This window comes from Pseudomonas sp. FP603 (assembly GCF_030687415.1).
Taxonomy (GTDB): domain Bacteria; phylum Pseudomonadota; class Gammaproteobacteria; order Pseudomonadales; family Pseudomonadaceae; genus Aquipseudomonas; species Aquipseudomonas wuhanensis.
The window spans coordinates 6,818,511-6,845,260 of sequence record NZ_CP117431.1 but is presented as its reverse complement, the minus strand read 5'-3'; the positions used below and the strand labels follow the sequence as shown (position 1 = coordinate 6,845,260).

Below are 26,750 nucleotides of genomic sequence, written 5' to 3'. Positions count from 1 at the left end.
TAACGAATTGCGATGTGAGGCTGAGATGGTATGCAAATCGATCTCGATGGCGATGGAGCACAGATAACAGGGCTGCCGCGCTTTCAGCAGGCAGTCGTTCAAGGACGTCGATTGCGGCAATTCGCTATCGGTTTCGGGGCCTTGGCGGCAACAGGATTGGTACTGGCGTTTTTTGTCGGACTGTTTGCGCCGCAGTCGCTTTGGCCGGCGTTGTTGGTCAATCAGAGCGCGGGTTTGCTGGTGCTGGTCGCCGGCCTGCAATCGGCCTGGTGGGTGACGCTATGGCGCGCACGGGCGATGAATCCGGCTGTGTTAGTGCCGGTGGTTGTCGCCGAGGAAGTCGTTGCCGCTGAAGGCTGGTATGAGCGGTTGCTGGACCGGATCAGCCAGCGTTGGTTGCGCTTGCTGGGGCAGATCGGTGCCCCGACGCTTTGGCTTGGCGGCTGGGCGTTGTTGACGTTGTACAGCATCGAGCAAGTCTGGAATCTGACCTTGCCGCCCGCCGCGTTAGGGTTGTCGGCCAGTGTCGGCGCCGCGCTATCGTTGCTGCTGGCTTTTGGTTTGCTGGTGCTGGAGCGGCAACTGGCGCAGGAAAATATCGCCCAATGGCCCGAAGCGGAGCCGTTGGCGCAGCTGACGCGGGTCGCGATTAGTTGCCTGGTGCTCAGCGCCCTGTGTTTGTTGTTCGGCAGCGAAACATCGGTCTGGCCGGTGCGTCTGGCGGTACTGATCGGCTTGCTGCCGGGGCTGGTCGCCATCGAGTTGCTGCTGCGGGCCGTGTTGTCGCTGTTCAGTCCTCGTCGTGAACAGTTGGAACCAGCCTTGCTGGCGCGAAGCTTCGTCGCCGACATGCTGCGCTGGCCGCCGCAACCATTGCTCGCATTGCAGCACGAACTGCACAACCGCTTCGGTATCGACCTGCGACAAATCTGGGCCTTCACCTACATGCGTCGGGCGTTTTTGCCGGTGCTGGTGGTGGTGGTAATCATCGGTTGGTCGCTCACCGGCATTCACGAAATTGCGCTGCAAGGGCGCGGTATCTATGAGCGCTTTGGCAAACCGGTAGAAGTTTTCGGTCCTGGTTTGCACGCCGGTTTGCCATGGCCGCTGGGTCGCGTGCTGAGCGTCGAAAACGGTGTGGTCCACGAGTTGGCCACCAGCGTGGGCGAAACATCGGCACCGGTCGCGACCGAACCAGCTGAAGGCCCCGCACCAGCGATTGCCAATCGCTTGTGGGACGCCAGCCATGTGAACGACAAATCCCAGGTCATCGCCAGCCGCCGCGCTGACAAACAGAGCTTCCAGATCGTCAACATGGACGTGCGCTTCGTCTATCGCATCGGCTTGAGTGATCAGGCGGCGCTGGCCGCGACTTACAACAGCGCCGACGTACCAACGTTGATCCGCAGCACCGCTAGCCGGATTCTGGTCCACGACTTCGCCTCGCGAACGCTCGATGGTTTGCTCGGCGAGGACAGGGTAGGGCTCGCCGAAGAGATCGGCCGCGCCGTGCAGGCTGACCTGCAAAAACTCGACAGCGGCGTGGAAATTCTGGCCACGGTGGTTGAAGCCATCCACCCGCCAGCGGGGGCGGCCAACGCTTATCACGGCGTGCAAGCGGCGCAGATTGGTGCTCAGGCATTGATTTCCCGTGAGCGCGGTGCTGCGGCGGAGGCGACCAACCAAGCGCAATTGCAAGCCAGTATCGCTCACGATCAAGCCACGGCCAGTGCTCATGAAATCAACTCGACCGCTCAGGCTGCCGACCTGAAATTTGCCGCCGAGCAAAAGGCTTACTCCAGCGCCGGCCAGGCCTTCGTGCTGGAGCAATACCTCAGTCAACTGACTCAAGGTTTGGCCAACGCCAAGCTGCTGGTTCTCGATCATCGTCTGGGCGGCAGCAGCAATGCGCCGACCATCGACCTACGTACTTTCACGCTGCCGGCTGACCCTGCGCCGGCGCGTAATACCGTTCAGCCAGGAGCCGTCCATTGAGCCAGCCGAAGCCTACACACAATCGCGATCACGATGATCACGCCGGCCATGATCACGGCCATGGCGGGCATCACCACGGCCATCACCATCATCACCACGGTGATCCACACGAAGCTGGCCCTTTCCCGTGGCGGCGAATGGGTTGGGCGGCGCTACTGATGGCGTTTGCCATTGCGGCGGCGAGCCTGGTGCAAGTGCGTTCGGGAGAGGCCACGGTCATCACTCGCTTCGGTAATCCATCGCGGGTGTTGCTGGAACCCGGTCTTGGCTGGCGCTGGCCGGCACCGTTCGAGGCGGCGATTCCGGTAGATCTGCGCCTGCGCACAACTTCCAGCGGTTTGCAGGATGTGGGCACGCGCGATGGTCTGCGCATCATTGTGCAAGCCTACGTGGCCTGGCAGGTGCAGGGTGATCCGGACAACGTGCAACGCTTTATGCGCGCCGTGCAGAACCAGCCGGATGAAGCCGCGCGGCAGATTCGCACTTTTGTCGGCTCGGCGCTGGAAACCACCGCCAGCAGTTTCGATCTGGCCAACCTGGTGAACACCGATGCCAACCAAGTGCGCATCGCCGATTTTGAAGCGCAGCTGCGTCAGCAGATCGATCAGCAGTTGCTCACCACTTATGGCGTGCGAGTGCTGCAAGTCGGCATCGAGCGTTTGACCCTGCCGTCGGTGACGCTCACCGCGACTGTCGATCGTATGCGCGCCGAGCGTGAAACCATCGCCACTGAGCGCACGGCCATCGGCAAGCGTGAAGCTGCGCAAATTCGCTCCGCGGCCGAGCGTGATGCGCGAATCGTGCAAGCCGATGCGACAGTGAAAGCCGCGGACATTGAAGCCCAATCCCGCGTCGAAGCCGCTCAGATTTATGGCCGTGCCTACGCCGGTTCGCCGCAGCTCTATAACTTGCTGCGCTCTCTCGACACCTTGGGCACCATCGTCACGCCGGGTACCAAACTGATTTTGCGCACCGATGCGGCACCGTTCCGGGTGTTGGTTGACGGTCCGCCGACGCTCGATAACAAGTCCGGGTCGCAGCCATGAGTTTAGTTCCACGTGGAACACATGAGTTGAGCAGTCCCTGGATTCAGGCCGGGCGCTTGGCTTTTTTGGCGCTATACGCCGTGACCGTGTTGGCTGCTTTGGCTTGGGCATTCTCCAATGTGCGGCAAATCGACCCGCAAAATCGTGCCGTGGTGCTGCACTTCGGCGCACTGGATCGCATTCAAAATGCCGGTTTGCTGTTGGCATGGCCGCGCCCGTTTGAGCAGGTAATCTTGTTGCCGGCAGCGGATCGGGTGATCGAGCGTCGGGTGGAAAATCTGCTGCGCACGGATGCTGCATTGCAGGCGGATAGAGTGGCGAGTTTCGCCACACCCATCAGCGATGCGCTCGCCGGCTCCGGCTATTTGTTGACCGGTGATGCAGGGGTGGTGCAACTGGATGTGCGGGTGTTCTACAAAGTCACCGAGCCCTATGCCTTTGTTCTTCAGGCTGAGCATGTGCTGCCGGCCCTAGATCGGCTGGTGACCCGCAGCGCGGTGGCGCTCACTGCCGCACGAGATCTGGACACCATTCTGGTGGCGCGACCGGAACTGATCGGTGCCGACAATCAGGCCGCTGAGCGCCGCGAACGTCTACGCGGCGATCTGGTGCGGGGCATCAATCAACGCTTGGCCGAACTGACGGCGACCGGGCAGGGGTTGGGCATCGAAGTGGAGCGGGTCGATGTGCAATCGAGTCTGCCCGCTCCGGCGGTGAATGCGTTCAACGCAGTATTAACCGCCAGCCAGCAGGCCGACAAAGCCGTGGCCAACGCGCGCACTGAAGCCGAGAAGCTGACTCAGAGCGCCAATGAACAAGCCGACCGCACGCTGCAAGTGGCTCACGCCCAAGCCAGCGAACGCTTGGCTAAAGCCTCTGCCGACACCGCCACGGTGCTGAGTTTGGCCAAGGCGCAACAGCAGGGCACCGACCCGCAAATGCTGCTGCGTATTTACCGTGAACGGATGCCGAAGATTCTCGGGCAAGCCGGCTCGGTGACCACGGTTGATCCGAAAGACGATTCCCGCCTGATCATTCAGGGAGCAGCGCAATGACCGCCCAAACCGCCGCCGCGCCGAGCATGCTTTCCTCGGCTGAACAACGTAGCGCCGCGCGCCAGTTGACCCTGGCCATGCTTGCGCTGGGGTTGCTTGCGCTGGGCCTGATCTGGCGCTGGTTATCGCCGGAGCAGACCGGTGTCAGCCAATTGCTGCTGGGTTTTGCCTCCTTGCTGGTGGCCGTGCCGGTCATGCGTTCGGCGTGGTACAGCCTGCGTTATCCGAGCCTGCACGGGATCACCGATCAGTTGATTGCCCTGGCCATGATCGGCGCCTGGGCGACAGGCGATCTGCTCACTGCGGCTCTGCTGCCGATCATCATGATCTTCGGTCACGTGCTGGAGGAGCGCAGCGTGATCGGTTCCCAGGAAGCGATTCATGCCCTCGGCAAACTGACTCGCAGCCATGCACGCAAGATTCAGGCTGACGGTTCCGTGGTTGAAGTCGACAACGGCACACTCAGGGCTGGCGACCTTGTGGAGGTGCGTGCCGGTGATCGAGTGCCGGCGGATGGCCGGGTATTGTCCGGTCAGGCAAGCCTCGACACCGCGTCAATCACCGGTGAGTCGGTGCCAATAGAAGCCGGCGTGGGCATGCCGGTGTTCGGCGGGGCGATCAATCTTGATGGCCTGCTGCGCATCGAAGTGACCCGCACGGGGCAGGAATCGACCCTGGGTAAAGTCATCGCGCTGATGCAAAGCGCCGAACGTTCCAAACCTCCGATAACGCGTTTGCTCGAACGCTACGCCGGCAGCTACATGGTGCTGGTGTTGTTGCTGGCGGCCGTGACCTGGTTCATAACCAACGACGCGCAAGCGATGCTCGCAGTGTTGGTGGCGGCTTGCCCTTGTGCGTTGGTGTTGTCCGCACCGGCCACGGCCATTGCCGGGGTGGCGGTGGCGGCTCGGCACGGGATTCTGATTCGCAGCTCGGCGTTCCTCGAAGAGTTGGCTGACTTGACGTCGTTGGTGGTCGACAAGACCGGAACCCTGACGTTCGGCACCTTGCGCCTGCAGTCCATCGACAGCCCGCTGGAGGATCGCAGTCACGTATTGAAACTCGCCGCCAGCCTCGGTTCCGCCAGCAGCCACCCGGTCAGCCGTGCCTTGGCCGGGTTGGTCACTCAGGAACACTTTCTGTTGCTCTCCGATATTCACGAGCGTCAGGGGCTGGGTGTAGTGGCGATGACCGAGCAGGGCGAGGCGGCCCTCGGTCGTCGGGAGCTGTTCGCGCAATTAGGCATCGCTACATCCGCGGTTCCCGAACACGACGGCCCGATTGCGGGGCTGGCACTCAACGGTGAATTTCTCGCCTGGCTGTTGCTCGCTGACAGTATCAAACCTGAGGCGCGGTTTGCCCTGAGCGAATTGCGTGAGCTGGGTTTGGGTCGTCAGTTGTTGCTCACCGGGGATCGGCAAAGCGTTGCGCATACGCTGGCCCGGGATGTGGGTATCAGCGATGTCGAAGCCCAGGCCTTGCCCGAGGACAAACTCAATCGTGTGCTGAAAGAAATCGGCAGCGGATTCCGGCCGATGGTGGTGGGAGACGGCATCAACGATTCCCTGGCGCTCAAGGCCGGTGTGGTCGGCGTGGCCATGGGCGCAGGCGGTGCGGACATCGCGCTGGCCTCGGCCGATATCGTACTGATCGGTAGCGACCTGCGCCGGCTCGGAACCTGCGTGCGCTTGAGTCGCCAATGCCGCCAGACCTTGCAGGTCAACGTGATCATCGGGTTGGGCTGGACCCTGGCCATCGTCGCGTTCGCCGCATTCGGCTGGCTTGGCGCGGCAGGGGCGATGATTGCCGCCTTGTTGCATAACTTGAGCACGTTATTAGTGCTCGGTAATGCCGGACGTTTGCTACGCTTTGAGGAACCCCTACTCAAGCTTAAGGATGAGGTGTGAGCGTCTACAACTTTTCAGAACTGTGTGCCGGATTTGTAGTCATCTAGGGTAAGGCGATCATTTTCAACGATCGCCCGTTGGATGGTTTCAGTGTGGCAGGCAACACCGGGAATAGAAAAAGGCTATTAATTCGATAGCCTGCTATTTTTCAAGGATGGTCTACCCTCAGATTTGACGTCTGAAACAAGGGGGACTTTTCATGCTCGCGCAACTTCCACCGGCCTTACAGAACCTGCAATTACCGCTTCGCTTGCGACTCTGGGACGGCCATGAGTTCAATCTGGGGCCGACGCCCAGCGTCACTATTGTGGTCAAGGACCCCCACATGGTTACCCAGTTCACCCATCCCAGCCTCGACGCGTTGGGGGCGGCGTTTGTCGAAGGCAAGCTAGAGCTGGAAGGTTCTATCAGCGACGTGATTCGTGTCTGCGATGAATGGAGTCAGGCGCTGATCAATGAAGACGAAGATGGGCAACCGGTGCGCACGGTTCATGACAAAGAAACCGATGCCAAGGCCATCTCCTACCATTACGACCTCTCCAATGCGTTTTACCAACTGTGGCTCGACAGCGACATGGCGTATTCCTGCGCCTATTTCGAGACCGGCAGTGAAACCCTCGAGCAAGCCCAACAAGCCAAGTTTCGCCACTTGTGCCGCAAGCTGCGGTTGCAACCAGGCGAATATCTGCTGGATGTCGGTTGCGGCTGGGGCGGGTTGGCGCGGTATGCGGCTCGGGAGTTCGGCGCGAAGGTGTTCGGGATCACGCTCAGTAAGGAGCAATTGGAACTGGCCCGCGAACGGGTGAGAGCCGAAGGCCTGGAGGATCAGATCGAACTGCAACTGCTCGACTACCGCGATTTGCCTCAGGACGGTCGCTTCGACAAGGTGGTCAGCGTCGGCATGTTCGAACACGTTGGCCATGCGAATCTTGCCGAGTACTGCAAAACCTTGTTCGGCGCGGTGAAAGAGGGTGGCCTGGTGATGAACCACGGGATCACCGCCAAGCACACCGATGGTCGTCCGGTTGGGCGGGGTGCCGGTGAATTCATTGAGAAGTACGTGTTCCCCAACGGCGAACTGCCGCACCTGGCGATGATCTCGGCCGAGATCAGCGAAGCGGGGCTGGAGATCGTCGATGTCGAGAGCCTGCGCCTGCATTACGCGCGAACCCTGGACCACTGGAGCGAACGCCTGGAAGACAATCTGGAAGCCGCCGCCAAACTGGTACCGGAGCAGGCACTACGGATCTGGCGGTTGTATCTGGCGGGATGCGCCTATGCGTTCGCCAGAGGCTGGATCAACCTGCATCAAATCCTCGCGGTGAAAGCCCATCCCGATGGCAGCCATGAACTGCCATGGACCCGCGATGACATTTACAACCCTTAAAGAATCGGCGAAATAAGCCGGGCGATCCGCATGCCGACCTGTTGCAGGCGGTGGGTCTCCCGGCTTTCTTCTTTGGCGATTTCGTGAGCCTGGGCAAAGTCATCGTTGAGCATCTGTTCCACTTCGGCGGCAAATACGCTGTCGACCGTCAGCAACATCACTTCGAAATTCAGCCGGAAAGAACGGTTGTCCATATTGGCGCTGCCAATGGCGCTGATCTCGCTGTCGATCAGCACCACTTTCTGATGCATAAACCCCGGCTGGTAACGGAACAGACGCACGCCAGCACGTACCGCTTCGAAGGCGTAAAGGCTGGAAGCAGCGTAGACGATCCGGTGATCCGGCCGCGACGGCAACAAAATCCGTACATCCACGCCACGCAATACTGCCAGTCGCAACGCGGCGAACACCGCTTCGTCGGGGATGAAATAAGGGGTGGTGATCCACACCCGTTCCGTCGCCGCATGGATGGCTTCGACGAAGAATAGCGAACAGGTTTCGTAGGAATCCGCCGGGCCGGTGGCCAGCAATTGGCAGAGCACGCCGTCATCCGGATAAACCTCCGGCAGGATCAATGGCGGCAGTGAACGGGCCGCCCAGAACCAGTCTTCGGCAAAGGATTCCTGCATGCAGGCCACCACTGGCCCGTGCACTAGTACGTGGGTGTCACGCCATGGCGCAAGGGGTGGTTTCTCGCCCATGTATTCGTCGCCGACGTTGAGCCCGCCGACAAAACCCACTATTCCGTCGACCACGACGATCTTGCGGTGGTTACGGAAATTGACCTGAAAGCGGTTGAGCCAACCGCTGCGGGTGGCGAAGGCTTTGACCTCGATGCCGGCATCGCGCAACGGTTGAACGTAACTGTGGGGCAGGGAGTGGCTGCCGATGCGGTCGTAGAGCAGGTATATCGCCACGCCTTCGGCAGCTTTCTTCGTCAACAAGGTGTGCAGGCGTTGGCCGAGGCGGTCGTCGTGGATGATGAAGAACTGGATCAGCACCGCTTGCCGGGCGTTGCTGATGGCGTCGAAAATCGCCTCGAAGGTGGCTTGGCCGTCGATCAGCAAGCGGACTTCGTTGTTGGCCAGACACGGCATGCGTCCCAGTTTCGGCATGGCCCTCAAAGACGCGTAGGCGCTGGAGGCGCGAGCAGCCAGCGCCTCTTCTACCCCAGGGGCGCCAGTTCAGCTCAGAGATTGCCTTGCGCATTTCCTCGTTGGCTTGCCGCCGGGCCTTGATGTAACCATCGAAGGTGCTGCGGCCGAAGACCAGATAAGGGATAAGCGTGAGGTAGGGAATGAACAGCAGTGACAGAGCCCAGGCGATCGAGCCCTGAGCGGTCCGAACGGTCAATACGGCATGGATGGCGGCAATCGAGCCCAGCGCGTGCAGCAGAGCGATGAGGTAACCGAAAACATGCGGTCCAAAATAATCCATGGGGGCTGCCTTGCTCCTGAAGATTCAATGCTTAACAGACCATGTTCCGGGCAGAATGTCGCTATTTAATTGGCCCATGAACCGAAGCCCGTGCCTGACGTCTAACGGCCACTAATGATCAGGAGTTACTCGATGAACGTTCGTCTGCTGGGTTTGGCCATTGCGTTTGGTTTGGCACTTCCTGTGGCTGCTCAGGCGCAAATGCTGCAACCGGGTTTGTGGGAATTGACCTCAAGCAACATGAAAGTCGATGACCAGAACCTGCCGGATCTGCAGCTGATCCTCGGCCAGATACAGAACCAGATCACCCCGGAACAGCGGGCGATGCTGGAAAAGCAGGGCATCACCATGGGCGGCAAAGGGATTCGGGCTTGCCTGACGCCTGAGCAAGTGAAGACCGACAACATTCCACTGACGGACCCACAATCGGGCTGCAAGCAGGAAATCACCGAGCGTACCGGTAACCAGTGGAAATTCCGTTTCAGCTGTCCGAAAGCGCAAGGTGCGGGGGTCGCCACATTCCTCAGCGATCGCGAGTTCACCACTAAGGTCAATGGCACCTTCAACGCCACCGGCATTCAGCAGAAGGGTAGCCTCGATACTCGCGCTGTATGGCTGGGACAGGATTGCGGCACAGTGAAGCCAAGGGCCTAAAAGCATCGCGAGCAGGCTCGCTCCCACAAGGTCATCGCGATCCCTGTGGGAGCGAGCCTGCTCGCGAAGGCATTCGCTCAGACGCCTCCAGTCTTGGGCGGATTCAACAATTCACACACCGCTTCAATCCCTTTCTCCCCGAAGTCCTCTCCGCTGCTGCTGCGAATACTGACAAACCTGCCTTCCTTTTCCTTCTCTCCCACCACCAACAGATACGGCACTTTCCGGCTGTGCTGGCGAATCTTGTGGCTGATTTTTTCGTTACGCAGGTCCGAGTTGGCCCGCAGTCCGCGGCGGCGCAGCGTCTCGGTCACCGAGTGTGCATAAGCGGTCTGACGCTCATCGATGTTCACGACCATCACCTGCGGCGGTGCTCGCCAGTTGTCCAGCTCCTGTTGGCTGGACCAGCACGTGCCGTAGATCCGTTGCTGCGACGTGCCGCTGATATGGTCCAGAGCGAAGGCTTGTAACACCTTGGTGGTGGGAACATGCGGGCCTGCAGCGAAACTTTCAAAATCCCCCAAGCGATACAGCGATAACCGTTCAGTTGGACGGATCGAATGGTTGGTCGCCGCCAGTGCATGCATGCGCGCTTCAATCAGGGGCAGCTCGGCCAGAGTCAAGGAGCGCTGGAAAGCAAACTCATAAAAGAAGCCATCACCCAGCGACGATCCGGCCCGCAACTGCGCGTTCGGATGGAGTTGTTTGACGGCCATGGCCAGCATCAGCGCGCAGGAACGCCGAAGAATCTCCAGACCATCGGGCTCCTGGGGCGTGACGATACTGACCCGGGCATCGCCCTCGATGAGGAATCCACAGTCCACCAACACGCCGTCGACTCGACCGGCCACCGCCGCGTTGGCCAACCCGAGACTGATAGTTGCAGCGACTTCATACACAGTCAGCGGCTGATCGTACTCACGCAATGAACCATCGGGTAGGGTGATGTGGATCATGATCGGTGTTCTCGAATGTTTTCGATAACGCGCGCTAGCGCATAAACCGTAGGGCTAAACCCTGGCAGCTGTCATTAAGACGTTGGTTGTGCCAGGCAATTTGCCCCGACACGACCGTGGTGCTGACGCTGTGGCGAAAACGATGGTGGGTGAAGGGCGTCCAGCCGCATTGCGAGAGGATGGGTTGCCGGGAAACCGCAACGCCATCGGGCTCGGGTTTGATCAACACCAGGTCGGCCCAATAGCCTTCGCGCAGGTAGCCGCGGTCGGGGATGGCAAACAGATCGGCGACCCGGTGACTGGTCTTGGCCACAAGGGTAGTGATCGGCAAGACCTCATCGGCCACCAGCTCCAGCAACGCGGGCAGGGTGTGTTGCACCAACGGCAAGCCGGACGGCGCTTGGCTATAGGGCCGTTGTTTTTCGGCCCAGGTATGAGGCGCGTGATCGCTGCCGATCACATCCAGTCGATTGCTCAACAATGCGTTGCGCAAGGCGTCGCGGTCGGCCCGGGTCTTGATCGCCGGGTTGCATTTGATCAGGTTGCCGAGGCTCGGGTAGTCGCGGTCGTCGAACAGCAAGTGGTGCAGACAGACTTCGGCAGTGATGTGTTTCTGTGCCAGCGGCTTGTCTTCGAACAGCGCCAGTTCGCGGGCGGTAGTCAGATGCAAAACATGCAAGCGAGTGCCGTGTCGCCGGGCCAGATCGACGGCCATCGAGGAGGATCGAAAGCACGCTTCGGCGTTGCGGATCAGCGGATGGGCGGCGGGCGGCAGGTGCTCGCCAAACAGTTCTCGCAGGCTCGCGGCATTGGCTTCGATGCTGGGCGTGTGTTCGCAGTGAGCCAACAAAATGGTCGGCACTTCGGCGAAGAGCCGCTCGAGTATCCGTGGGTTGTCCACCAGCATGTTGCCGGTGGAGGCGCCCATGAACACTTTGACCCCGGCCACCTCGCTAGGATTGAGCGCGGCGACGGTGTCGAGATTGTCATTGCTCACGCCGAAATGAAAACCGTAATTGGCCACTGAGCTGGTCGCTGCTCGGCGCTTCTTGTCGGCCAGCGCGGCGAGGGTCAGGGTGGCCGGGGAGGTGTTGGGCATGTCCATGAAGCTGGTGATGCCGCCGGCTACAGCTGCCCTCGATTCGGTATGGAAACTGCCTTTGTCCGGCGCTCCGGGATCGCGGAAATGCACCTGATCATCGATCATGCCCGGCAGTAGCCATTGGCCGTTGGCGTCGATTTCCACGGTGGCCGTTTCACCTTCGATACTGCTGGCGATCTTGACGATGCGACCGTGGCTTACCAGCAAATCACCGTCGAATTCACGACCTTCATTGACCAGCCGGGCGTTGCGAATCAGCACGCTGCTCATGGTCAGAACTCGTTTTGCAGGGCTTTGTAGCCCCGCACCAGATCGACGTTGGTGCGCGCCACGTCCTCGGAAAATTCCGAGGCGCTGACGCTCACCGGTGGGAACTGCGACAGGTCAGTGTTGGGGCCGATGCGCGTGGTGGAGGGTACGTAGAAGGCTTCGGGCAAGTCACGACCGTCGACCACCGAGTTGTGCCGCACCACGCAACCATCGCCCACGGCGCAGTTGAACAGCACGCTGTTGAACCCGATGAACACGCGGTTACCGACGGTGCAGGGGCCGTGCACGATGGAGCGGTGGGCGATGGAGCTGAACTCGCCGATGGTCACCGCCGCGCCGGACTTGGAGTGAATCACCACGCCGTCCTGGATGTTCGAATTGGCACCGATGGTGATCGCTTCCATCTCGCCCGAGTCATCCACTTCATCGGCGCGAATGACCGCGTACGGACCGACGAACACGTTCTCGCCGATCACCACTTTGCCGCAGATGATGGCGGTTTTATCCACGTACGCCGACTCTGCAATCGACGGCAGATCGCCTGAAGGATTCTTGCGGATCATGGTTTGCTCAACGCCTCATACAAGGTGTTGAGGTTGTATTCGAACAACCCGGCGAACGTGCTGGCCGGGCCGGTCGCCGCGAGGGCATCGGAGTACAGCGTGCCGCCGATATGCGCACCGCTTTCATCGGCGATTTGCTTGAGCAGGCGCGCGTCCTTGATGTTTTCCATGAACACCGCTTTGACCTTGGCCTGACGGATTTGCGTGATCAGCGCAGCGACTTCGGCGGCCGACGGTTCGCGTTCGGTGGACAGTCCTTGTGGCGCCATGAAGTCGATGCCGTAAGCCTGACCGAGATAGCCGAAGGCGTCATGGGAGGTCACGATTTTGCGATTACCCGGCGGCAGCGAGCCGAGCTTGGCTTTGGCTACGGCGAGCAAGGCGTAGATCTTTTTCAGGTAGGCCTGGCTGTTGTGTTCGTAGTCGGTTTGGTTGGCCGGGTCGGCGGCGATCAGCGCTTTGGTGATGTTGCTGATGTACAGCTCGGTGTTCGCCAGGTTGTGCCAGGCGTGTGGGTCGGGAATGGTTTCGCCGTCTTCATCCAGCGAGCGTGGAATGACACCATGGCTGGCGCTGATGACTGCAGCTTTGGTCTCGGTGCTGGTCACCAGACGGTCCAGCCATGGCTCGAAACCTAGCCCGTTCTTGATGATCAGTCTGGCCTTGAGCAATGCCTTGGCATCGTCCGGAGTCGGCTCGTAAGTATGGGCATCGGCGTCCGGGCCGACCATGTTGGTGATCTGAATATGGTCGCCGCCGACCTGATGAGTCATGTCGGCGAGGATGCTGAAGCTGGTGACTACCTGGAGTTTTTCCGCGGCAGACACCGACATCGACAGCATCAAACTGAACAGCACGAGTAAAGCGCGCATCGGGTAACACCTCATTGGGATGTGAGCAAAGGCGGGCGGCGTAGCAAACCGTGCACCGGACCGAACACCACGGACAGCAGATATAAAGCGCCAGCCACCAGCACGATCGCCGGGCCGCTGGGCAGCGAGTAGTAGAACGACAGCAGTAAACCAAGCCAGACCGAAAGGCAGCCGAGCAGCGCGGCGATCGCGATCAGTACCGGCAAGCGGCGGCTCCAGAAGCGAGAAGCCGCGGCCGGCAACATCATCAAACCGACCACCATCAACGCGCCGATTGCCTGGAAACCGATCACCAGGTTCAGCACCACCAACGTCAGAAATACCCCGTGAGCCAGAGGCCCGAGGCGGCTAACGGTTTGCAGAAAGAGCGGGTCGAGGGTGTCCAGCAACAGGGGTTTGTAGATGAGGGCCATGGCGATCAGGCTGAAGCCTGAAACCCAAATCATGCCGGTCAAAGTCGGCCCGTCGACCGCCAGTGCGGAGCCAAACAGAAGGTGCAACAGGTCCAGACGCTTGCCGGCGATGCCGAGGATCAGCACGCCGCTGGCCAGCGATATCGGGTAGATCGCGGCCAGGCTCGCGTCTTCCCGCAGGCCGGTGCGCCGGGTGATCCAGGCGGCCAGTCCGGCCATGCTCAGGCCAGCGCCGAGGCCACCGATGGTCAACGCGGGCAGACTCAACCCGGCAAACCAGAAGCCCAATGCGGCACCGGGCAAGATGCCGTGAGCCACCGCGTCGCCGATCAGGCTCATGCGCCGCAGGATCAGAAACACCCCAAGCGGAGCGGTGCTGCATGCCAGAACGAGACCACCAAGCAACGCCCGGCGCATGAATACGAATTCGTGGAACGGTTGCCAAAGCTGAGCGGCAGCGATCATCAAGCCACCTGCGTCTGGGGCTGTTGGCGAATCAGATCGGTACTGAGACCGAGGACGCAGCCGCTGCTTTTGATCAATAGGGCATGTGGGATGTGTTGGCGCACGGCGGCCAAGTCATGACACACAACGACCAAGGTTCGGCCTTCGGCATGCCAAGCGTGGATGTGTTTCCAGAGCAGCGCCTGGCCGAGTTCGTCGAGCGCGGCGTGGGGTTCGTCGAGCAACAACAAAGGCGCTTCGGCGAGACTCAACCGGGCGAGCAGGGCACGCTGCAATTCGCCTCCGGAGAGGGCCATCAAGGGGCGATGTTCCAGGCCGGTCAGGCACCAGTCTTCCAGCGCAGACTTGAGGCGCTGGCTGCGAATTTCCGGAGCTTGCTTGTTGCCCCAGAAACCCGCGGCCACCAACTCTTGCAGACTGATGGGGAATTGCCGGTCCAGGTGTTGTTGCTGAGGCAGGAACGAAAGGCCGCCTTTGCGTGGAACATCAATGATGACTTTGCCGGTCAATGGCTTTTGCAGACCGGCGATGACTTTCAGCAGACTGCTTTTACCCGATCCGTTGGCACCGATGACGGCGGTCAGACTTCCTTTGGGTAACTGGAAATCCATCGACGGAGTGAGCGGTTGACCGGGTGCACCCCAGCGCAACGCTTGGCATTGGATCATGCGACCTCCCAATTCCAGCGACTTTCGGCGACAGCATCGTGGGCGTGAAGACTTTCGGCGTGAACGACTCGCACGTGAAAGGCGTTGATGCCCGGTGAGCGTTTCAGGGCCAGGTTCAAGCGTCGGGCGGCGTCTTCGCAGAACATCAGGTTCTGGCCGTTGGCGAGGGCGAAGGCTTGTTCGTCGGCGCGTTTCACGGCGGTTTGCACGGCAGTGCCGAGGGCTGCTTCGGCATCGTTGATCGTGGCGATCAGCGGCAGGTCATCCAGATAGTCGTCCAGTCGCAGCTGCAATTGCGCATTGCTGCGTTGGCTATGCGGCGTGGCGACGATTCCTTTCGTGGAGCCGAGCCAAGCCAGAACGTCGGCGTGTTGCAGCGACTTGTTGGCAAAGTCATCAACGAATTGTTGCTGAATCAACTGCCGCGAAAGTGCTGCTGAGCACGGGCAGGTTGAGGAATAAGGAACGTCGATTTTTAGTTCCACGTGGAACATCGTGTTTTTCAAACTGGCTTCGATGCTCACCGGATAAGTTTTCCAACCGGCTAGCGGACTGATAAGCGCAGGTCTTTTGAGCAATAGTTCGGTGTGAATTTTCAGGTAAGCGTTATGGGAAAGCCCTTCATGGGTCTCAAGAAAACTCTGCAAGACTCGCCGCAATAACGCGGGCGAAAGGTTTTCCTGCTCAAGCATTTCCAACGCCAGATACAGCCGCGACATATGGATGCCGCGCGCCTCTCCATCGTCGAGGCTAACGCCAGCGTCGACCTTTGCGCTCAGTCGCTGGCCATCGAATAAAACAGGAAGAGCAATGCCGCACATGCCCACCCAATCGAGTGGCAGGGCTTGGCGTGAGGCCTGCGCGGCGATATCCGGCAGAGTCAGCGCGTTCATGAGCAGGTCCATCGTGGGAGTTGATTTGGCATGTTATATTATAACAATCAAATCGACGATGCCTTTTTCGTGAACGAGCTTTCATCATGCACAGACGTCACTTGCTCAACCTGATTCTGGCCAGCGCGGCCTTCGCGTTACCTTTTGGGGCATCGGCCACGCAAATTCGCAATACACGACTGTGGCGTTCGGACGACAAGCTGCGACTGGTGTTCGATCTGAGCGGGCCGGTGCAATACAAGACGTTTTCCCTGAGCGCTCCGGAGCGGCTGATCATCGATCTGAGTGGCGCCAATCACAGTGGCGACTTCAGTCAGTTGGCACTCAGCAACACGGTGATTCGCTCAATTCGCTCCGGACATTTCGGCCAGGGCGATACGCGGATCGTCCTCGACCTCAGCGGCCCGGTGCAGCTCAACAGTTTCCTGCTGCCGCCCCAGGACGGGCAGGGGCACCGATTGGTGCTCGATCTGAAGAGCGCTGCGCCGCTGCATATCGCGGCGGTGCCGTCGGAAAAACCTGAACCCGTCACCGACAAGGCTCACCCCAAGCGCGACATCATCGTGGTGGTCGACCCTGGTCACGGCGGCAAAGACCCGGGCGCGGTCGGTGCCAAAGGCGAGCGGGAAAAAGACGTGGTGCTGTCGATCGCCCAATTGCTGGCCAAGCGACTGAAGCGCGAGAAGGGCTTCGACGTGAAACTGGTGCGCAACGACGACTTCTTCGTCCCGCTGCGCAAGCGCGTGGAGATTGCCCGCAAGCACAAGGCCGACATGTTCATCTCGGTTCATGCCGATGCAGCGCCGCGTCTGACCGCTTCAGGTGCGTCGGTGTACTGCCTGTCCGAAGGTGGCGCGACCTCGGCCACGGCGCGCTTCATGGCGCAACGGGAGAACGGTGCAGACCTGCTGGGCGCCACCAGCCTGCTCAATCTCAAGGACAAGGATCCGATGCTCGCCGGGGTAATTCTCGACATGTCGATGAACGCCACCATCGCCGCCAGTTTGCAGCTGGGCAGCACGGTGCTCGGCAGCCTGGCGGGCATCACCACGCTGCATCAGAAGCGCGTGGAACAAGCAGGATTCGCTGTGTTGAAGTCGCCGGATGTGCCGTCGATTCTGGTGGAAACCGGCTTTATCTCGAACGCCCGCGACAGCCAGCGACTGGTGACTGCCCGCCATCAGCAAGCCGTGGCGGATGGTTTATTCGAAGGTTTGCAGCGCTATTTTCAGAAGAACCCACCGATGAACAGCTATATCGCCTGGCAGCAGGAACAGAAAAAGGCGCAGGCCTAGCAGCCGGTCATCCGGCTACACGTGAACTTGCCGCTGCTGCCGCCGGAGCTGGAAAACCGATTGATGGTTGTCCAGCCAACCCGGCGGTTGTAGCCGACCCAGGCTTCGCCATCGGACGCGATGCCCGTGAAGAACGTCAGTTGCCCATAGCGGCTGTTGGTTTGCGCCCAATAGCGTTTGCCGGCCACTTCGAAGCCGCGCAGATAGATCGTGCTACCGACGGTGTTAACGCTGTAGGCATTGCCGTCGGGATCTACGCAGGCCAGCAGATTGGCGCTACGGGTGCAGTTGGCCAGGCTCGGAATTTGTCCCCAGGCATCGACCGCGATCAGCAGCGAAAGGCTCAACAGCGAGAATTTCAGGGCGTTTCCCATGGCATTTCTCAAAGGGGCGGACGGGTTAAAGCATCGTGCCCTTTGTAGTGGCGAGCAAGAGGGGAGTGGCTTAATTGTATTGTTATACTATAACATAAAAATACACCCGCTCTGATGATCCATCGCCATGACTGAACAAGAACTCCTCGCTCAACCCGCCGCCGCTTACATGAGCGACGCCCAGCAAGGCTTCTTTCGCGAGCTGCTACTGGCTCAGCGCAGCGAGCTGCAGGAGCGCATTGCCGGCGAGTTCGACGCGTTGCGTGAGCAGGAACCCCACAGCGATCCCGCCGACATCGGCAGCGCCGAAGAACAGCGCCAGTGGCAACTGCGCCTGCTGGAGCGGGAAAAGAAGCTCCTGGACAAGATCGACGAAGCCCTCGAACACCTGGCTCGCGGCGAGTACGGCTGGTGCCGCGAAACCGGTGAACCGATCGGCCTCAAGCGCCTGCTGCTGCGACCCACCGCCACTCTGTGCATTGAAGCCAAAGAACGTGAAGAGCTGCGCGAACGCCATCAACGGGCGATTTGACCGGCCACATCCTGATGAGGAATACCTGATGCCCAATCGTCTCCCTGTGACCGTCCTGTCGGGCTTTCTCGGCGCCGGAAAAAGTACACTTCTTAATTACGTACTACGTAATCGCGATAATTTGCGGGTCGCAGTGATCGTCAACGACATGAGTGAAATCAATATCGATGGCAGCGAAGTCCAACGCGATGTCAGCCTGAACCGTGCCGAAGAAAAACTCGTGGAAATGAGTAACGGCTGCATCTGCTGCACCTTGCGAGAAGACTTGCTCGAAGAAGTCAGCAAACTCGCCAAGGATGGTCGTTTCGATTATCTGCTGATCGAGTCCACGGGCATTTCCGAGCCGCTGCCCGTGGCGGAAACCTTCACGTTTCGCGATGAAGAAGGGCAGAGCCTGGCGGACATCGCGCGGCTCGACACTATGGTCACCGTGGTCGACGGCATGAACTTCCTGCTCGACTATCAGGCCGCCGAAAGCCTTGCGTCCCGTGGCGAAACCCTGGGAGAGGAGGACGAACGCTCGATCACCGACCTGTTGATCGAGCAGATCGAATTCGCCGACGTGATTCTAATCAGCAAGATCGATTTGATCAGCAGTAGCGAGCGCCAGGAGTTGATCGCGATCCTCGAACGGCTCAATTCCCAGGCTGAAATCATTCCGATGGTCATGGGCGAAGTACCGCTCAAGAAGATTCTCAACACTGGTCGCTTCGACTTCGAAAAGGCCGCTCAGGCGCCGGGATGGTTACAGGAACTGCGCGGTGAACACGTGCCGGAAACCGAGGAATACGGTATCGCCTCCACGGCTTATCGGGCACGGCGACCGTTTCATCCGCAACGCTTCTTCAACTTTATCGATCGTCCGTGGGTGAACGGCAAACTACTGCGTTCCAAGGGCTATTTCTGGCTGGCCAGCAAACACCGGGACGCTGGTAGCTGGTCCCAGGCCGGCGGCTTGATGCGTCACGGTTTTGCCGGACGCTGGTGGCGTTTCGTGCCGAAAAACCAGTGGCCGCAAGATGAAGAAAGCACCGCCGGGATCATGGAAAACTGGACGACCACCACCGGCGACTGCCGCCAGGAACTGGTGTTCATCGGCCAAAACATCGACTTCGCGCAACTCACCGTCGAGCTAGATAACTGCCTGCTGACGGATGCTGAAATGGCCTTGGGTGTCGAGGGCTGGCAGTTATTGCCCGATCCGTTTGGTCCTTGGCATGAAGAGGCGGCTGCTTGATGCTGGCGCCCAGTCTGAAGCTGCGACCGGTCATTCGCCAGGTTCAAGGTGATACGCCAAAAGCGCTGACCGGGATTCTGGACGACGGCGTGAACCTCGCCCTCTGGCAACGCCAACTCCCGGCACACATTGCCGATTTCGGTCGTTTGTTGTTGTCCCTGAACGAGCCGCTGGCTGAGTCGCTGTCCCTGGAAATGCCCAGCGATGACGCCGAACCCAATCTCCACGGTTTAGCCTCAGGCTTCAGTGACCTTGAGGGCTACGAAGGCTTTATCGCTGATGTTTCCTGGCTGGTCAGCGCTTTCGCCTGCTTGTTGGGCGCCCAGCGTATCGGCCTACGCCTGCGGGTTCTGGATAAAGCCATGTGCCCGCGTTTCCACGTCGATCATGTGCCGGTGCGGTTGATCACCACCTATGCAGGTATCGGCAGCCAGTGGCTGAAAGAAGGGGCGATGGATCGTCGGCAATTAGGCAAACCTGAGGCCGAACCGCAGGACGATTCGCTGATTCAGCAGATCACCAGTGGCGAAGTGGCGCTGCTTAAAGGGGAGAAGTGGCACGGCAACGAAGGCTTCGGTTTGATCCACCGCTCGCCGCAGCCGGCGCCGGGCGAGCGTCGTTTGATTCTGACCCTGGACTGGCTGAGTTAGTGGCTCAAGGTTTGAGCCAGGTTCCCTGGCTCTGGGCTTCGCAAAACGGCTTCAAATACGCCGCATCGGTGGCCACGCCGTAATAGTGAATATCCTGCCGGTAAGGCATATTGGCGACTTGAGCGTTGCTGCACACCCCGAACGCGCCAGTAGGGCATTGATCGACGTACTGCACCTCGACTTTCTGCCCCGGCAGATTCGGCTGGCAGAATCCGTCGGCGAACAGTTTTTCCGGGATGTTGCGGTTTTGCTGACAAACCTTCACGTCGAGCCGCTCAGCCGTGCTGTGCACCACGCAGGCCTGGGCCAGCGCGTCGCCCGATGTGAGCGCCAGAAGCAACGACCATCCCATCAACCGCATTCTTTACCTCCTCAGAAAACCTCGACAATGTTGCACAACATTCCCACCCACGTCATTGCCGGCCCGTTGGGGGCCGGCAAGACCAGCCTGATCAAGCACCTGCTGGCGCAACGGCCCGCGGGTGAGCGCTGGGCGGTGCTGATCAACGAGTTCGGCCAGATCGGCCTGGATGCCGCGCTGTTGACCCAGGACGCCGATGGTATCGCACTGGGGGAAGTGGCCGGGGGCTGTTTGTGTTGCGTCAATGGTGCACCGTTTCAGATCGGCCTCGGGCGATTGCTGCGCAAGGCACGACCGGATCGACTGTTCATTGAACCCTCGGGGCTAGGACATCCGGCGCAATTGCTCAGCCAATTGAGTGAGCCCCCGTGGCAAGGCGTCCTGGCGGTGCAGCCGTGCGTGCTGGTTTTGGACGCGCAAGCGCTCGCGGCGGGAAAACCGCTGCCTGAGGCGCAACAGCAAGCCTTGAACAGTGCCGGGTTGCTGTTGCTGAACAAGGCCGAAGACCTCGACGACAGTGATCGCCAGCGAATCGCCGCACAGTTGCCGGTGCGCCCCTTGTACTGGACGCAGCAAGCGGTCTTGCCGTTGAGTGAGTTGCCGGGGCTCGGGGCTCAGGCTGTCGGGGGTGTGGATAACCTTGTCGTGCCCAAGGGATTGGCGCAGATGCCGGCCATCTGGACCGATTCGACGTTGCCGATTTGCTTGAGTCAGGCGCAGGAGGGTGGCTGGAGCGTTGGATGGCGGTGGCATCCGAGTCAGGTATTCGACTCCGTATTGATCGGGGAGTGGCTTGAGCGCCTTGAATGGCGGCGGGCGAAGCTGGTTATCCACAGTGTTGAGGGGTGGGTGTCGGCGAATGCGGTGGATAACTCGGTACTGGATTGGCAAGCCAGCGAATGGCGTCGGGATTCGCGTATCGAGTTGATTTTCAGTGAGCTGCAGGCTGTCCAAGAACTGCAGGAAGGTTTGGCGAGGTGCCGCACCTAGGCAAATTAGCGAGTTTTTGTGCGGTTTTTGAAGGCCTCATCGCGGGCAAGCCCGCTCCCACAGGTGCAGTGTGAACCTTGTGGGAGCGAGCTTGCCCGCGATTGGTTTTAACAGACTGACACCCGACTCAAGGACGCCACTTGGTGTGCTCTTGCCGCCACTGACTCAATTCAATCACCTCGGCTCTGGGCTTCGCGATATCAACCACCGGCGGTGTGTCGTCGAACGGCATCGGGTAGGGCGCGAGCTCGATCTGTGCGCTATGGGCGCCGAACTGGATGATGGTGCCGGTATGGCGGGTCTCGCCAGTCACGGTGAATTCGAAGTTATACACACGGGCCAGGCGCCGACGGCCATTGGCGTCTTTAATAAAGGCGATCTTCTTCAAGGCTACGTTGCCGTCCAGTAGCTCGATTCGCAGCTTGGCGCAATGCTGTATGACCCGCTCCAGCGCGCGTTCGCGCAAGCCGTGGTTGTGCCACAACCACGCGCCACCGGTGGCGAGCAGCATCAGCACAAAGATATTTCCGAGGGTCAGCATCAACAGGGTGCTCCAACAAGATAGTGCCAGCTTAACTGTGTCGCCGGTCTGTCGTACAGGCTGCGTTTAGTCGCATACTGCGCGGCTTGAATTTCAATCGTTTGACGGAAAACTCACCGCATGAAACGTACGCCCCATGTGCTCGCCATCCAGTCCCACGTGGTGTTCGGCCACGCTGGCAACAGCGCCGCGGTTTTCCCGATGCAGCGGGTCGGGGTGAACGTGTGGCCGCTCAATACCGTGCAGTTCTCCAACCACACGCAATATGGCCAGTGGGCCGGAGAGGTGCTGGCCCCGCATCAGATTCCGGAATTGGTAGAAGGAATCGCGGCGATCGGCGAGCTGGGTAATTGCGACGCCGTGTTGTCTGGCTACCTCGGCAGCGCGGCTCAGGGCCGGGCGATACTCGCGGGCGTGGAACGAATCAAATCGATCAATCCCAAAGCGCTGTACCTCTGCGACCCGGTGATGGGTCATCCGGAGAAGGGCTGCACCGTCCCAGCTGAGGTCAGCGATTTTCTGCTGGAAGAGGCGGCGGCAATGGCCGACTTCATGTGCCCGAACCAGTTGGAGCTGAACAGTTTCTCGGGGCACAAGGCGCAGTCGTTGTTCGATTGCCTGGCGATGGCTCGCGCGCTGTTGGCGCGCGGCCCGAAGGCGGTGCTGGTCAAGCATCTGGACTATCCCGGCAAACCGGCGGAGGGCTTCGAGATGTTGCTGGTGACCACTGAAGGCAGCTGGCACCTGCGTCGGCCGCTGCTGGCGTTTCCGCGTCAGCCGGTGGGCGTTGGCGATCTGACTGCCGGGTTGTTCCTGGCGCGTGTGCTGCAGGGTGACAATCTGGTGAGCGCCTTCGAATTCACCGCGGCGGCGGTGCATGAAGTGCTGCTGGAAACCCAGGCTTGCGCCAGCTATGAGCTGGAACTGGTGCGGGCGCAGGACCGGATCGCCCATCCGCGGGTGCGGTTCGAGGCGACAGCGATCAGCCTCTGAGCTTCGCGTCGACCCCATTCGCGAGCAAACCCGCTCCCACACGAGTTCTCTGTCGTACACGAAAATTGTGTGCGCTGAAAATCTATTGTGGGAGCGGGCTTGCTCGCGAAGACGATTCAATGACCACCGTCAAACTGACTGAACAGCTCAGGCGTCGCCCTTGATGTCCTGATAACGCTTTTCCAGTTCCTGACGAATCTGCCGACGCTGCTGGGCCTGCATGTAACGACGCTTGTCTTCACTGTTCTGCGGTTGCAGCGGCGGGACTGCGGCCGGTTTGCGCTGGTCATCCACCGCGACCATGGTGAAGAAGCAGCTGTTGGTGTGACGCACCGAGCGCTCGCGGATGTTCTCGGTCACGACCTTGATGCCCACCTCCATCGAGGTGTTGCCGGTGTAGTTGACCGAGGCCAGAAAGGTCACCAGTTCACCGACGTGAATCGGTTCGCGGAAAATCACCTGATCCACCGACAGGGTCACTACATAGCGGCCGGCGTACCGGCTGGCGCAAGCGTAGGCCACTTCATCGAGGTATTTGAGCAGGGTGCCGCCGTGGACATTGCCAGAGAAGTTGGCCATGTCGGGGGTCATCAATACCGTCATCGACAGCTGGGCGTTTCCGGGTTCCATAACGTACTCACGGGTTCAAGGCAGGATTTCAGGGTTACACCTCTGTGGGTGCTTGATTTTCAAACCAACAGTTATCGGGACGCCGGGCGGGGGGCCGCCGTCACGCCCGAATCGATCTGTTTCCATATATTGCACCCTCTTCCCGCCGGAAGTCGCGATGTTACCCTTCAAAAGCCCACCCCAAGGAGCCACACACCATGCACGCCATCAGTTTCATTCAGGATCTGGCAGTGATCATGTTGATCGCAGGGGTGGTGACCGTGCTCTTTCATCGTCTCAAACAACCGGTGGTGCTTGGCTACATCGTCGCCGGCTTCATCATCGGCCCGCACACGCCGCCGTTCAGCCTGATCCACGACGAAGCAACCATTAAAACCCTCGCCGAGCTCGGGGTGATTTTCCTGATGTTCTGCCTGGGCCTGGAGTTCAGCCTGCGCAAGCTGTTCAAGGTCGGCGCCACAGCGTTCATCGCAGCGTTCCTGGAAATCGTCCTGATGATCTGGATCGGCTATGAAATCGGCCGCTGGTTCGAGTGGAATACCATGGATTCGCTGTTCCTCGGTGCGATCCTGGCGATTTCCTCGACCACCATCATCGTTAAGGCGCTCAACGACCTGAAGATGAAGAATGAGCGTTTTGCGCAGCTGATCTTCGGCGTACTGATCGTCGAAGACATCCTCGGCATCGGCATCATCGCGTTGCTGTCGAGCATCGCGGTCAGCGGCACGGTCAGTTCCGGCGAAGTGTTTTCCACGGTCGGAAAGCTTTCACTGTTTATGATTGTCGCACTGGTTATTGGCATTTTGCTGGTGCCGCGACTGCTGGCTTACGTGGCTAAATTCGAGAGCAACGAGATGTTGCTGATCACCGTGCTGGGCCTGTGTTTCGGCTTCTGTCTGCTAGTGGTCAAACTTGAATACAGCATGGTCCTCGGCGCGTTCCTGATCGGCGCGATCATGGCCGAATCGCGGCAACTGCTGAAAATCGAGCAGTTGATCGAGCCGGTTCGCGACTTGTTCAGTGCGATTTTCTTCGTCGCCATCGGCCTGATGCTCGACCCGACGATCCTGCTGCAATACGCCTGGCCGATCGCGGTGATCACCGTGGCTGTGGTGCTGGGCAAGATGTTGTCCTGCGGCCTCGGTGCCTTTATCGCCGGTAATGACGGACGCACCTCACTGCGCGTGGGGATGGGGCTTTCACAGATTGGCGAATTCTCCTCCTTCATCATCGCGGCGCTGGGCATGACGCTGCAGGTCACCAGCAACTTCCTTTATCCAGTGGCGGTGGCCGTCTCGGTGATCACCACGCTGTTGACGCCGTATCTGATTCGCGCGGCCGATCCGCTGTCGATCAAGCTTGCTGCGGTGATGCCGCAGCGTCTGGGTCGTGTGCTGGGGATGTATGGCGAATGGCTGCGCAGCATTCAGCCTCAGGGCGAGGGCGCACTGTTGGCGTCGATGATTCGGCGGATTCTATTGCAGGTAGGGGTCAATCTGGCGTTGGTGACTGCGATCTTTCTCTCAGGCGCGTTCTTCGCCGAGCGCATGTCCGTTTACCTGCAGGACTGGATCAGCGATCCGAGCTGGCAGAAAGCATTGATCTGGGGCGGGGCGTTGCTGTTGTCGCTGCCGTTCCTGATCGCCGCCTATCGCAAGCTCAAGGCACTGTCGATGTTGCTGGCAGAGATGGGCGTGAAGCCGGAAATGGCTGGCCGCCACACGCAGCGAGTGCGTCGGGTGATCGCCGAAGTGATCCCGATACTCTCGCTGTTAGTGATTTTCCTGCTGCTGGCAGCCTTGTCGGCCAGTATTCTGCCGACCAACAAGTTGCTGGTGCTGATCGTCATAGTCGCGGCCGCGGTGGCGGCGCTGCTCTGGCGCTGGTTCATTCGCGTGCATACGCGGATGCAGGTGGCCTTACTGGAAACGCTGGACAATCACAAGGACTCGTCCGGGCATTGACCACGCAATGCATCAGGACGGATCAGCTTTCCAGCCAGACGTCCCGCGCCCAGTGCCAGACCGATTCCCAGGTTTCTTCGGCAAGCAATTCTTCCTCGGCCAGCCACAGCACCACGGTGCCGTCTTCTTCGACCAGGTAGTAATTGTCACCGTCCTGGCAGATCGGAATCATGCTGCGATCGACGCCAGCATCCCAGGCGTTGGCGGCAACGTCCGGCAGGTAGGTGTGGGACTGCGGGTCGGTGACAGTCACCGGCTCCAGGCTGCCGTAGACCACATCGCTGACGGTCAGCAAAAATTCTCTGAAGACGAACGGGATGTCGATGAACAGTTGTTCTTCGATTTCCACAATCTGATCTTCGTCGGGTAACTCCAAGGGGACCGGTACCGGTTCGTTGGCTTCACGCAGTTGTTCGATGATTTCTTCCACGTCCGGGATCCTCTTGCTTGATGGCGCGGTTTAGTTGGGGCGGTTTATACAGTAGCTCGCTATAGATGCAACCGCGAAATAGAAAACCCCGGCCGAGGCCGGGGTTTTATTACAACAGGTGAAACGCGGGAAGTGATCAGCCGTTCTGGCGGATACCGGCCACCAGCCAAGGCTGGTTTTCGCCCTGTAGACGTTCCATGTTCCAGCTTTCGCTGAACACTTCGCCCTGGTCGAAGCGCGAGGACTTCGACACGCCGCTGAAGGTCAGGGTGGCGATGGTCTTGTCCGCACGGTCATCAACGCCATCCAGTTGTACCTGGAGGTTATCGATGTAGGTCGACTGGAAGCCGTCGCCCAGGTCGGCACGTTCGCGCTTGAGGAACTCCAGCAGTTGTGGAGTCACGAACTCGGCGATCTTGTCCATTTCGTTGGCGTCCCAGTGTTGTTGCAGGGACTGGAAGTGGTTGCGGGCCGCTTCAATGAAGTTGTTTTCATTGAACCAGGCTGGCGCGTTGATCACCGGACGAGCGGCAGCAGGTGCGGCCGAGCCGCCGAAGATCGAACCCATGGCTGTTGGTTTCTGTTCGAAGACTTCACGCTGCATCGGCGCGCCGGCTGGAGCCATGTGCTCCTGCTGCTTGCGACGACGAGCGGCGATGAAACGGAAGACCAGGAAGGCAATGACCGCCATGATCAGGATGTCGAAGATCTGCATGCCCTGGAAGCCATCGCCCATGAACATGGAGGCCAGCAGGCCACCAGCCGCGATACCGGCCAGGGGGCCGAGCCAGCGCGAAGCACCGCTGGCCTTGGTAGCGGCGCCAGCAGCACCGGCCGCGCCCGCAGTGGCAGCAGCGCCGCCTGCAGCAGAAGAAGGAGCCATTTGGCTGGTCTGGTGAGTCGGCGCAGCGCCGGAGCTCTTGCCACCACCAAAGCGCTTGGCGGCATTGGCGTCGAGGCTCATCGTCAGGCCAATGCACAACGCCATGGCGATGCTAAGAAAACGTTTCATAAAGGGAATTCCCATTTGTGGAAGGCACGCGCGCCATGTTGCACAGCTGAAGTGTTAC

General features: G+C 59.9%; 26 protein-coding genes and 1 pseudogene. 13 read left to right on the top strand and 14 right to left on the bottom strand.

The annotated features are described in order from the left end of the window. Positions 1 to 30: 30 nt before the first annotated feature. The 5 genes from hflK (PSH65_RS31535) to cfaB all read left to right on the top strand — a co-directional run bounded on the left by hflK (PSH65_RS31535) (position 31) and on the right by cfaB (position 7,390). On the top strand, positions 31 to 1,995 hold the full coding sequence (gene hflK / locus PSH65_RS31535) for a protease modulator HflK (RefSeq protein WP_305424370.1): 1,965 nt from the start codon (positions 31 to 33) through the stop codon (positions 1,993 to 1,995). Then, complete coding sequence (gene hflC / locus PSH65_RS31530) at positions 1,992 to 3,041, top strand: protease modulator HflC (protein ID WP_305424369.1); 1,050 nt, start codon at positions 1,992 to 1,994, stop codon at positions 3,039 to 3,041. Before hflK (PSH65_RS31535) ends, hflC begins: the two co-directional genes overlap by 4 nt. After that, positions 3,038 to 4,096: a protease modulator HflK gene (gene hflK, locus PSH65_RS31525; protein WP_305424368.1), complete on the top strand. Its 1,059-nt coding sequence runs from the start codon at positions 3,038 to 3,040 to the stop codon at positions 4,094 to 4,096. The genes hflC and hflK (PSH65_RS31525) overlap by 4 nt, the downstream gene beginning before the upstream one ends. Further along, positions 4,093 to 6,003: a heavy metal translocating P-type ATPase gene (locus PSH65_RS31520; protein ID WP_305424367.1), complete on the top strand. Its 1,911-nt coding sequence runs from the start codon at positions 4,093 to 4,095 to the stop codon at positions 6,001 to 6,003. Before hflK (PSH65_RS31525) ends, PSH65_RS31520 begins: the two co-directional genes overlap by 4 nt. Before the next feature lie 199 nt (positions 6,004 to 6,202). Further along, positions 6,203 to 7,390, top strand: coding sequence for a C17 cyclopropane fatty acid synthase CfaB (cfaB, locus tag PSH65_RS31515; protein WP_305424366.1), 1,188 nt, complete (start codon positions 6,203 to 6,205; stop codon positions 7,388 to 7,390). Here cfaB and cls read toward each other — a convergent pair. Continuing rightward, positions 7,387 to 8,827 (bottom strand): annotated as a pseudogene (gene cls, locus PSH65_RS31510) (cardiolipin synthase). The gene cfaB and the pseudogene cls overlap by 4 nt on opposite strands. Positions 8,828 to 8,959: 132 nt before the next feature. Between cls and PSH65_RS31505 the strand changes: the two are divergent. Then, positions 8,960 to 9,481, top strand: coding sequence for a DUF3617 domain-containing protein (locus tag PSH65_RS31505; protein WP_305424365.1), 522 nt, complete (start codon positions 8,960 to 8,962; stop codon positions 9,479 to 9,481). A 77-nt stretch (positions 9,482 to 9,558) separates the two neighbouring features. Here the strand turns inward: PSH65_RS31505 and PSH65_RS31500 are convergent, their stop codons facing one another. Genes PSH65_RS31500 through folE2 form a run of 7 tightly spaced genes read right to left on the bottom strand, consistent with a single transcriptional unit; the run spans position 9,559 to position 15,683 of the window. Continuing rightward, on the bottom strand, positions 9,559 to 10,437 hold the full coding sequence (locus tag PSH65_RS31500) for a His/Gly/Thr/Pro-type tRNA ligase C-terminal domain-containing protein (RefSeq protein WP_305424364.1): 879 nt from the start codon (positions 10,435 to 10,437) through the stop codon (positions 9,559 to 9,561). A 34-nt stretch (positions 10,438 to 10,471) separates the two neighbouring features. Further along, positions 10,472 to 11,809 carry a dihydroorotase gene (locus tag PSH65_RS31495; RefSeq protein WP_305424363.1) on the bottom strand — a complete coding sequence of 446 codons (1,338 nt, stop codon included), beginning with the start codon at positions 11,807 to 11,809 and terminating at the stop codon, positions 10,472 to 10,474. Positions 11,810 to 11,811: 2 nt separating this feature from the next. After that, positions 11,812 to 12,372: a DapH/DapD/GlmU-related protein gene (locus tag PSH65_RS31490; RefSeq protein WP_305424362.1), complete on the bottom strand. Its 561-nt coding sequence runs from the start codon at positions 12,370 to 12,372 to the stop codon at positions 11,812 to 11,814. Next, positions 12,369 to 13,244 carry a metal ABC transporter substrate-binding protein gene (locus PSH65_RS31485; protein ID WP_305424361.1) on the bottom strand — a complete coding sequence of 292 codons (876 nt, stop codon included), beginning with the start codon at positions 13,242 to 13,244 and terminating at the stop codon, positions 12,369 to 12,371. Before PSH65_RS31485 ends, PSH65_RS31490 begins: the two co-directional genes overlap by 4 nt. An 11-nt stretch (positions 13,245 to 13,255) precedes the next feature. Continuing rightward, positions 13,256 to 14,122: a metal ABC transporter permease gene (locus PSH65_RS31480; protein ID WP_305424360.1), complete on the bottom strand. Its 867-nt coding sequence runs from the start codon at positions 14,120 to 14,122 to the stop codon at positions 13,256 to 13,258. Continuing rightward, positions 14,122 to 14,790 carry a metal ABC transporter ATP-binding protein gene (locus PSH65_RS31475; RefSeq protein WP_305424359.1) on the bottom strand — a complete coding sequence of 223 codons (669 nt, stop codon included), beginning with the start codon at positions 14,788 to 14,790 and terminating at the stop codon, positions 14,122 to 14,124. The genes PSH65_RS31480 and PSH65_RS31475 overlap by 1 nt, the downstream gene beginning before the upstream one ends. Then, positions 14,787 to 15,683, bottom strand: coding sequence for a GTP cyclohydrolase FolE2 (folE2, locus tag PSH65_RS31470; RefSeq protein WP_305424358.1), 897 nt, complete (start codon positions 15,681 to 15,683; stop codon positions 14,787 to 14,789). The genes PSH65_RS31475 and folE2 overlap by 4 nt, the downstream gene beginning before the upstream one ends. A gap of 86 nt (positions 15,684 to 15,769) precedes the next feature. Here folE2 and PSH65_RS31465 point away from each other — a divergent pair, with 86 nt between their 5' ends. Continuing rightward, positions 15,770 to 16,978 (top strand): N-acetylmuramoyl-L-alanine amidase, encoded by a 1,209-nt coding sequence (locus PSH65_RS31465; protein WP_305424357.1) that lies wholly within the window; start codon positions 15,770 to 15,772, stop codon positions 16,976 to 16,978. Here the strand turns inward: PSH65_RS31465 and PSH65_RS31460 are convergent. After that, entirely contained in the window at positions 16,975 to 17,352 is a 378-nt protein-coding gene (locus PSH65_RS31460; RefSeq protein ID WP_305424356.1) for a glutamine synthetase, read from the bottom strand. The genes PSH65_RS31465 and PSH65_RS31460 overlap by 4 nt on opposite strands. Before the next feature lie 127 nt (positions 17,353 to 17,479). Here PSH65_RS31460 and dksA point away from each other — a divergent pair, with 127 nt between their 5' ends. From dksA to PSH65_RS31445, 3 genes are read left to right on the top strand one after another with little or no spacing between them, the layout of a single operon-like run. After that, positions 17,480 to 17,884: an RNA polymerase-binding protein DksA gene (dksA, locus tag PSH65_RS31455; RefSeq protein WP_305424355.1), complete on the top strand. Its 405-nt coding sequence runs from the start codon at positions 17,480 to 17,482 to the stop codon at positions 17,882 to 17,884. 28 nt (positions 17,885 to 17,912) lie between these two features. Further along, positions 17,913 to 19,121, top strand: coding sequence for a zinc metallochaperone GTPase ZigA (zigA, locus tag PSH65_RS31450; RefSeq protein ID WP_305424354.1), 1,209 nt, complete (start codon positions 17,913 to 17,915; stop codon positions 19,119 to 19,121). Continuing rightward, positions 19,121 to 19,771: a DUF1826 domain-containing protein gene (locus PSH65_RS31445; RefSeq protein ID WP_305424353.1), complete on the top strand. Its 651-nt coding sequence runs from the start codon at positions 19,121 to 19,123 to the stop codon at positions 19,769 to 19,771. Before zigA ends, PSH65_RS31445 begins: the two co-directional genes overlap by 1 nt. A 4-nt stretch (positions 19,772 to 19,775) precedes the next feature. Here the strand turns inward: PSH65_RS31445 and PSH65_RS31440 are convergent, their stop codons facing one another. After that, positions 19,776 to 20,132, bottom strand: coding sequence for a hypothetical protein (locus PSH65_RS31440; protein WP_030132506.1), 357 nt, complete (start codon positions 20,130 to 20,132; stop codon positions 19,776 to 19,778). Positions 20,133 to 20,159: 27 nt separating this feature from the next. On the opposite strand from PSH65_RS31440, the gene PSH65_RS31435 reads away from it, so the two are divergent. Next, a complete protein-coding gene (locus tag PSH65_RS31435) occupies positions 20,160 to 21,122 on the top strand; it encodes a GTP-binding protein (protein WP_305424352.1) in 963 nt (320 codons plus the stop codon). Between the two features lie 127 nt (positions 21,123 to 21,249). Here PSH65_RS31435 and PSH65_RS31430 read toward each other — a convergent pair whose 3' ends face one another. Then, positions 21,250 to 21,663, bottom strand: a complete 414-nt coding sequence (locus PSH65_RS31430) for a DUF3301 domain-containing protein (RefSeq protein WP_305424351.1) — start codon at positions 21,661 to 21,663, stop codon at positions 21,250 to 21,252. A 120-nt stretch (positions 21,664 to 21,783) separates the two neighbouring features. Here PSH65_RS31430 and pdxY point away from each other — a divergent pair, with 120 nt between their 5' ends. Next, on the top strand, positions 21,784 to 22,656 hold the full coding sequence (gene pdxY, locus PSH65_RS31425) for a pyridoxal kinase PdxY (RefSeq protein WP_305424350.1): 873 nt from the start codon (positions 21,784 to 21,786) through the stop codon (positions 22,654 to 22,656). A gap of 147 nt (positions 22,657 to 22,803) precedes the next feature. Here the strand turns inward: pdxY and PSH65_RS31420 are convergent, their stop codons facing one another. Continuing rightward, on the bottom strand, positions 22,804 to 23,286 hold the full coding sequence (locus tag PSH65_RS31420; RefSeq protein ID WP_007896533.1) for an acyl-CoA thioesterase: 483 nt from the start codon (positions 23,284 to 23,286) through the stop codon (positions 22,804 to 22,806). Between the two features lie 197 nt (positions 23,287 to 23,483). Here PSH65_RS31420 and PSH65_RS31415 point away from each other — a divergent pair, with 197 nt between their 5' ends. Next, a complete protein-coding gene (locus PSH65_RS31415) occupies positions 23,484 to 25,250 on the top strand; it encodes a cation:proton antiporter (protein ID WP_305424349.1) in 1,767 nt (588 codons plus the stop codon). Positions 25,251 to 25,272: 22 nt separating this feature from the next. Here the strand turns inward: PSH65_RS31415 and PSH65_RS31410 are convergent, their stop codons facing one another. Then, a complete protein-coding gene (locus PSH65_RS31410) occupies positions 25,273 to 25,680 on the bottom strand; it encodes an SMI1/KNR4 family protein (protein WP_008073570.1) in 408 nt (135 codons plus the stop codon). 136 nt (positions 25,681 to 25,816) lie between these two features. Then, positions 25,817 to 26,692, bottom strand: coding sequence for a Tim44 domain-containing protein (locus PSH65_RS31405; protein WP_305424348.1), 876 nt, complete (start codon positions 26,690 to 26,692; stop codon positions 25,817 to 25,819). Between the last annotated feature and the right edge of the window lie 58 nt (positions 26,693 to 26,750).